This is a genomic window from Pseudoxanthobacter sp., from assembly GCF_036822375.1.
GTDB lineage: Bacteria > Pseudomonadota > Alphaproteobacteria > Rhizobiales > Segnochrobactraceae > Pseudoxanthobacter.
Map to the genome: position 1 here is coordinate 6,014 of NZ_DAISHT010000023.1, position 6,736 is coordinate 12,749.

The following is a 6,736-nucleotide window of genomic DNA, read 5'->3' on the forward strand; positions in this document are numbered from 1 at the left end:
GCGCCGGAACGCCCGGTCGTGGCGGGCGAGGTCGAGGTGCAGATGGTCGGTGTGGGCGGCATCGCCGTCCGGCCCGATCACGGTGCGGAACAGCGTGCAGGCGGAGCGCTGGGCATAGCGCAGGAACTGCTGTTCGTCGGGCGAGCCGCCCCGCCAGTCCCGGCGCACCGAGATGAACCGCCCGTCGGACAGCACGAAACCGGAAATATCGATGGCATTGCCGAAGCCGTGTTCGGAGAGCGCGCCCTGCCGCGCGGAGTTGACGCCGCGGCAGTTGTAGCCGCCGAAGGTGCGGATCTGCACCACCTCGGCGCCGAACAGCGAGCGGGCGGCCGGCTGCAGATAATAATAGGACCAGCGCTCCAGCGCCGCCACCATGCTGCAGCCCACCACCACCGGCTGGCTGAGCGCCACCCGCCCGCCGCTGAGGCGGATGACCTGATAGGGATTGTCCAGCCCGCAGATAGACGGACCGCCGATGGCCTGCATCGGCCGCACCCACACGGTCGGCCTGACCGCCCCGGAGACGACGCACTGCCGGTCGGCCGCCCCGCGCCACGCCGCCCGCTGGCCGCCGGTGCCGGCACAGCCCGCAAGGCCGGCGGCCACGACCAGCAGCAACATCAGGGAAAGAAACGGTTTTGCTCGCATGGGCCGCAGTCTGGCGCGCAAGGCCCGAATCCCGCGTTAATGCGCGCCGCGCCGCCGTCGCGGATCGTCATGCCACAAAGGGCGCCGCGGTGCGGACGCCGTTTGCGCGGGTGCATCCGGCAGGGGAAAATCTATTCAGGCCATCGACTTTATCGGATCGCATCCCTATAAATCGCTTCGCCTTTCGTCGAAGGCGCGTTAATATGTTCTTAACCAATAAAGAACAAAGGGAGACAGTGCCATGACGACCACCGATCGTGCTCATGCCGTGCTGATCATCCTGGCGGCCTACCTGTTCCTCGGCGCCATCGTCGTCGGACTGGTCTGAGGAGCCCGCCTGCGCCGGCAGCCTCGCCGGTGCTGAACCATCCCCTGCCGGCCGGATCCCGCCGGCCGGGTTGTGTGTGCCGGAACGACCCGGCGGTTCTGCCCGCCCTTAAACCTGCCCGCCATTAAGCCTGGCTGTCCGCAATCTGGCTGTCCGCACCCCGGCCTGCGGCTGCAAGTTGTGCGAACGGCCGGCCGCGGGGGGCGGCAGCAGCCGGAAGCCCCTGTCCCGCGCCCCTGTCCCGCCTGCTCTGTCTGTCTGTCTGTCCCCGTCGCGCCGGCCCGTTCTGCCCGCGCGTCGCCTTCCGCTGTCCGGCCGTCTTCAGGACTGCCGTTCGGGGATGCGCACCACCAGACCGTCGAGTTCCGGCGTCACGCGGATCTGGCAGGAGAGGCGCGAGTTCGGCTTCACGTCGAAGGCGAAATCCAGCATGTCCTCTTCCATCGGCTCGGCCGGGCCGACAGCCTCGGCCCATGCCGGGTCCACATAGACATGGCAGGTGGCGCAGGCGCACGCCCCGCCGCACTCGGCATCGATGCCGGGCACGTCGTTGCGCACGGCGTTCTCCATCACGGTCGAACCGGGGGCGGCCTCCACCTCATAGGGCTTGCCGTCATGGGTGATGTAGGTGATGCGCGCCATGCGGGATCTCGATCCGATGCGGGACAGGGGAGAAAGAGCCGGCGCGGCGTGTCCCTGCGGCGCGCGCCCGATCTGGAATAATGCAAATCGCCGGCCGGTCAAAGCGCGCCGGCGCGGCGAATCGGCCGCAGCCGTTAACCCTGCCATACGGAAGCCTGACAAGGGTGTTTCGCTGCCGGTAAGGTTTTATTAACATCTTTGGCAGTGGCCGGCGGGTCCGGCCCCGCCGCCACAGCGGCCGCAACGGCCCGCCGCAGGCGGCGGGGAACCGGGGCGGCCGTCGGAACGCGATGTAAACCTTCGTGCGTTAGGGTGAACAGGCTCGTATGCCGTCCGCATTTCCGGCAGGCAGCGGCAGGACCGGCCGATTTCAGGCTAACCGGCTGAAATGGCAGTCCTTTCGCTGACGCAGGAAAACGCGGGAATCACGCGCGCAAGGTTTTCACGTCGGACGCGAGACGAAAGAGGAACCCATGGCGACCCAGACCCCGTTGGCGACCCAGAGCGCCCGTCCTGCGTCTGCCGGCGAAGGAACCGACCCGTCCGCCCCGCACGCCGCTGCCTCCCCTGCCCCGGCCGACGAGACCGAGGCCGTTCTCAACGCCGTCGAAGAAGCGCTGTCGTTTGACCTGCCCGCGTCCGACGCGGCAACGAAGGAGGCACTGGCTTCCGACATGAGCACCAACGAAACCGCCAGCCGCGCCCCCCGCCCCGGCACCCCCGGCGAGGACGATGCCGACCCGGCAACCGGCCAGAAGCGCCCGCGCCGGGCCCGCCCGCGCCCGGCGGCCAACGACGACCGCGCCGGCGCCGCGGCCACCCCGCTCGACAGCGTGCGGATGGCGACCTCGCGGCTCGGCTACGGCATCGCGCTCATCGCCTCGGCGGCATGGTCCGGGCTCACGTTCTATGTCGGCGCGCGCTCCGGGTTCGGTCCGTTCGGGGCCGAAACCGTGGCCCGCCCGGAAACGCTCATGCTGGTGGCCACCGCGGTGGTGCCCTCGGCGGCCTTCGTCGGGCTTGCCGCCCTCGCCTCGCGTGCCCGCGAACTGCGCTCGGCCGCCCAGGCCATGACGGTTGCCGCCGACCGCCTGACCCGCCCCGGTGACCAGATGACGGAATCCGTCGTCTCCGTCGGCCACGCCATCCGCCGCGAGGTTGCGGCCATGGGCGACGGCGTGGAGCGCGCGCTGGCCCGCGCCAGCGAGCTTGAAACGCTGATCCACAAGGAAGTGTCGGCGCTGGAACGCACCTTCGGCGACAACGAGGTGAAGGTGCGCAGCCTCTTGGCCGAACTGGCGGCCGAGCGCGATGCCATCACCAACAATGCCGAGCGCCTGCGGGCGGCGATCTCCGGTGCCCACCGCGGCTTCTCGGAGGATCTGAAGTCGACCTCCGGCAAACTCGCCGACGAAATCGACGCCGCCACCGCGCGCCTGACCAAGGCGGTGGACGACAAGACCATCGCGCTCGCCACCAAGCTCGGCATGACCACCGATCAGGCGGTGACCAGCATCACCGGGCGCGGCGAGGCGCTGGTGGAGCGCCTGCGCGGCGAAAGCGTGGCGCTGGCCGCCGCCATCGACACGTCGGGCGAAACGCTGAGCAGCACCATCACCAGCCGCGGCACCGAGGTGCGCGACACGCTGACCGCGCTGTCCGGCACCATGGTGAGTGCGCTCGACGAGGTTTCGGCGCGCCTCAACGCCACCATCGAAACCACCGGCCGGCGCATGGTGGATGCGCTGGCAGACCGCTCGACCCGCGTCAACGACCAGCTGACCGCCACCGGACAGGCCGTGATCGAGACGGTCGACGCCCGCACCCGCGAAATCGGAGAAACCCTCTCCGGCAAGGCCGGGGCGATGATCCGCGCGCTCGACGACCATGCGGAAACCGTGACCCGCACCGTGTCCGGCCGTCTGGAGGCCATGGGCACCACGCTGGATTCCGCCGGCGAACGGGCGGCCTCCACGGTCGATGCCGCCGGCGCGCAGGTCTCGCGCGCGCTGGCCGAGCGCATTGCCGCCTTCGAGCGCGGGCTGACCGAAACCGGCGAGCGGCTGGCCGGCACGCTGCACGAGCGCGTCAGCGGGCTTGAAAGCGCCATCACCGCCACCAGCCTTGCCGCGACCGGGGCGATGGAACAGCGCATCCGCGAGCTGGAAGGCGCCATCGACGATTCCGGCCGCTCGGTCACCGAACTGCTGTCGGCGCGCGTCGGCGAGTTCGAGGCCGCCATTGCCCGCATCGGCGACGGCACCGCCGAGGCCGCCCACGGCCATGTGGAAACCATCCGCGCCTCCATTGCCGAGCTGGAACGCGCCATCAGCGCCGCCGGCGATGCCACCGCATCGATGGTGGAAAACCGCACCACCAGCGTGCGCGATGCCTTCGGCAGCGTCATCGCCGCCTTCGAGGCGGCCATTGCCGACCAGACCGCCAGCGCCCGCGTCAGCCTCAAGGGCGAGGGCGAGGCCGTGGTTTCGGCCATTTCCTCGCAAGTGGACCGCATCGGCGACGTGCTGAAGGCCACCGGCGAGAGCATCGTGGTCGACCTCGACCTGCGCGGCGAGGAACTGGCGACCAGCCTCGATTCCACCATCCGCCGCCTCGACGACATCGTTTCCGGCTCCGGCGGCAGCGTGGCCGACCGGCTGGAGGCCACCAGCCAGCGCATCGAACACGCCATTACCGGCGAGGCCGACCGGCTGCAGAAGGCGCTGGACGAGCGCCACGTCGCCTTCTCGGAAATGCTGGAGAACCGCGCCGCCACCTTCCGCGCCACCCTGGACGACACCGCCCACGATGTCGCCAAGGTGCTGACGGTGCAGGAGGAAGGGCTGGCGACCCGGTTTGCCGAAGCGGGCGGCAGCGCCGCCCGGCTCATTGCCGAGGGCGCGGCGCGGCTTTCCGCCGATATCGAGGCCCGCCTTGCCGATCTGCGCAGCCTGATCGACAGCGGCGTGACCGGCACCGACGCCACGCTGAGCGAGCGCATGCGCGCGCTGGAGGCCATGCTCTCCGGTCTGCTGACCCGGGTGGAAGAGACCATCGCCGGGCGCACCGAGGCGCTCGGCGCCACCTTCGAGACCGGCACGGGCACGCTCATCGACAGCCTGGAAACCCGCACCGCCGCCCTCGAAGCCGTGTTCGCCACGCAGGGGCGCACCCTGTCCGATACGCTGGCCGAGCGCACCGGCACACTGGCCGCCACGCTCGATGCCCATGCCGGCGCCCTCAGCGAAGAGACGCAGGCCGGCGCCGCCCGCTTTGCCGACACGGTGGCCGCCAGCAGCGATGCACTGGCCCACAGCCTCGACACCAGCACCAGCGTGCTGGTGGCCGCGCTGGAAAGCCACAGCGGCGTTCTGGAGGCGCGCGCCGCCGCGCTGAACGCGGCCGTGGCCGCCGCCGGCGCCGCATTCTCCGAGCGCATTGCCGCCCGCACCGGCGACGTGACCGAAACCCTGCAGGCGGAGGCCGAAGCGCTGGTCTCGGCCATCGACGCGCGCACCAACGCCTTCGCCGATGCCGTGCTGGCCCGCACCGACGACCTCAGCGCCACCGTGCAGATGCAGACCGGCGTCGTCACCGGCGCGGCGGAACAGCATGTCGCCGCCGTCACCGCCAGCGCCCGCGCGCTGGAAGAGGCGCTGGCCGCCCGTGCCGCCGCCTTCGGCGAGACGGTGGAGACCCGCACCCGCGCCGTCGAGGATGCGACCCGCAGCGGCAGCGAGGCTCTGGCCCGCAGCACCGAAGCGCTCAATGCCGCGGTTGCGGAAAACGCCCGCCGGGTGGCCGAGGCCGTTGCCGCCCAGAGCGGCGAATTCGCCGTCACCGTCTCGCGCGAGACCGGGGCCCTGTCGGCCGCGGTCGCCGGGCATGCGGCGGAACTCTCCGGCGCCGTTGCCGCCGAAATCGCCTATGTCGCCGACATGGTGGCCGCCAACACCGCCGCGCTGGCGGAAACGGTGACCACCCACACCGCCGCCCTGAGCGGGGCGGTGGAAACCGGCGTCGCCGCTGTGGCCGGGGCCGCCGAGGCCGGCAGCGAGCGCGTTGGCGCGGCTGCCGATGCCGCCGCCAGCCGCCTTGCCGATGCCGCCCTGACCCAGACCGGCACGCTGGAAACGCTGGCCGGCACCCGCACGGCCGAACTGACCGCAGCCATGGAGGCCGGCGCCGGCCGCATTGCCGACGCCGTCGGCGAACACGTCGCCGCTCTGCACGCCGCCGTCAGCGAACGCAGCGCCGAGATCGCCGGGGCCATGAAAGCCGGCGCCCGCCAGATCGACGAGGCCGCCGCCATCCACACCGCCATGCTCGGTGCCGCGCTGGCCGCCCATGCTGCCGAGATCGCCGGTGCGGCCGAAGGCGGCGTGGAAGCCGTGCGCGCCGCCGCCGACGCCCACGCCGCCGCCATCGCCGCCGCTCTGGAAGCCGGGGCCAGCCATCTGGCGCTCACGGCCGATGGCAGCAGCAGCGCCCTGAGCGAGGCCCTTGCGGCCCACGCCGTGCGCCTTGCCGATGCCGTGGCGGAGAGCACCCGCACGCTGAACACCGCCGCCGAAACCCAGACCGGCACCCTCAGCGACACCATTGCCAGCGGCGCCGCCCGTCTGGCCGAGGCCGCCACCACCCAGAGCGCCGCCATTCTGGCCGCCGTGGAGGCCGGCGCGACCGCGTTCGGCACGGCCGCATCGCTGCGGACCGGCGAACTGGCCGGCACGGTGGAGACCGAGGCCGGTCGTCTGGCCGGGATCGTCGCCGCCCAGGCCGCCCTGATCACCGGCGCGGCCGATACCGCCGGCGAGCGCATCGGCAGCGTCGCCGCCGGCCAGACCGCCGCCCTTACCGCCACGGTGGAGAGCGAGAGCAGCCGCCTTGCCGGCGTCGTCGCCGCGCAGGCGGCGTTCATCGCCGCAACCGTCGAAAGCAGCAGCGACAGCATCGAGGCAGTCGCCGCCGCCCAGACCGCCGCCCTTACCGCTACGGTGGAGAGCGAGAGCAGTCGCCTTGCCGGCGTCGTCGCCGCGCAGGCGGCGTTCATCGCCGCGACCGTCGAAAGCAGCAGCGACAGCATCGAGGCAGTCGCCGCCGCCCAGACCGCGG

General features: G+C 71.7%; 3 protein-coding genes. 1 reads left to right on the forward strand and 2 read right to left on the reverse strand.

Annotated elements, in window-relative coordinates; genetic code table 11:
* Together V7067_RS04315 and V7067_RS04320 are read right to left on the reverse strand one after the other, a co-directional pair.
* A partial coding sequence (locus V7067_RS04315) for an extensin family protein (protein WP_334174649.1) occupies positions 1–651 on the reverse strand: 651 nt, incomplete at its 3' end.
* A 649-nt stretch (positions 652–1,300) separates the two neighbouring features.
* Positions 1,301–1,621, reverse strand: a complete 321-nt coding sequence (locus tag V7067_RS04320) for a 2Fe-2S iron-sulfur cluster-binding protein (protein ID WP_334174650.1) — start codon at positions 1,619–1,621, stop codon at positions 1,301–1,303.
* A 473-nt stretch (positions 1,622–2,094) separates the two neighbouring features.
* On the opposite strand from V7067_RS04320, the gene V7067_RS04325 reads away from it, so the two are divergent.
* On the forward strand, positions 2,095–6,736 hold a 4,642-nt coding region (locus tag V7067_RS04325; RefSeq protein ID WP_334174651.1), incomplete at its 3' end, for a hypothetical protein.

What these genes read in the sequence shown, in the direction of transcription:
- V7067_RS04320 (WP_334174650.1), bottom strand. Translation starts at nt 1,621, where the DNA reads ATGGCGCGCATCACCTACATCACCCATGACGGCAAGCCCTATGAGGTG.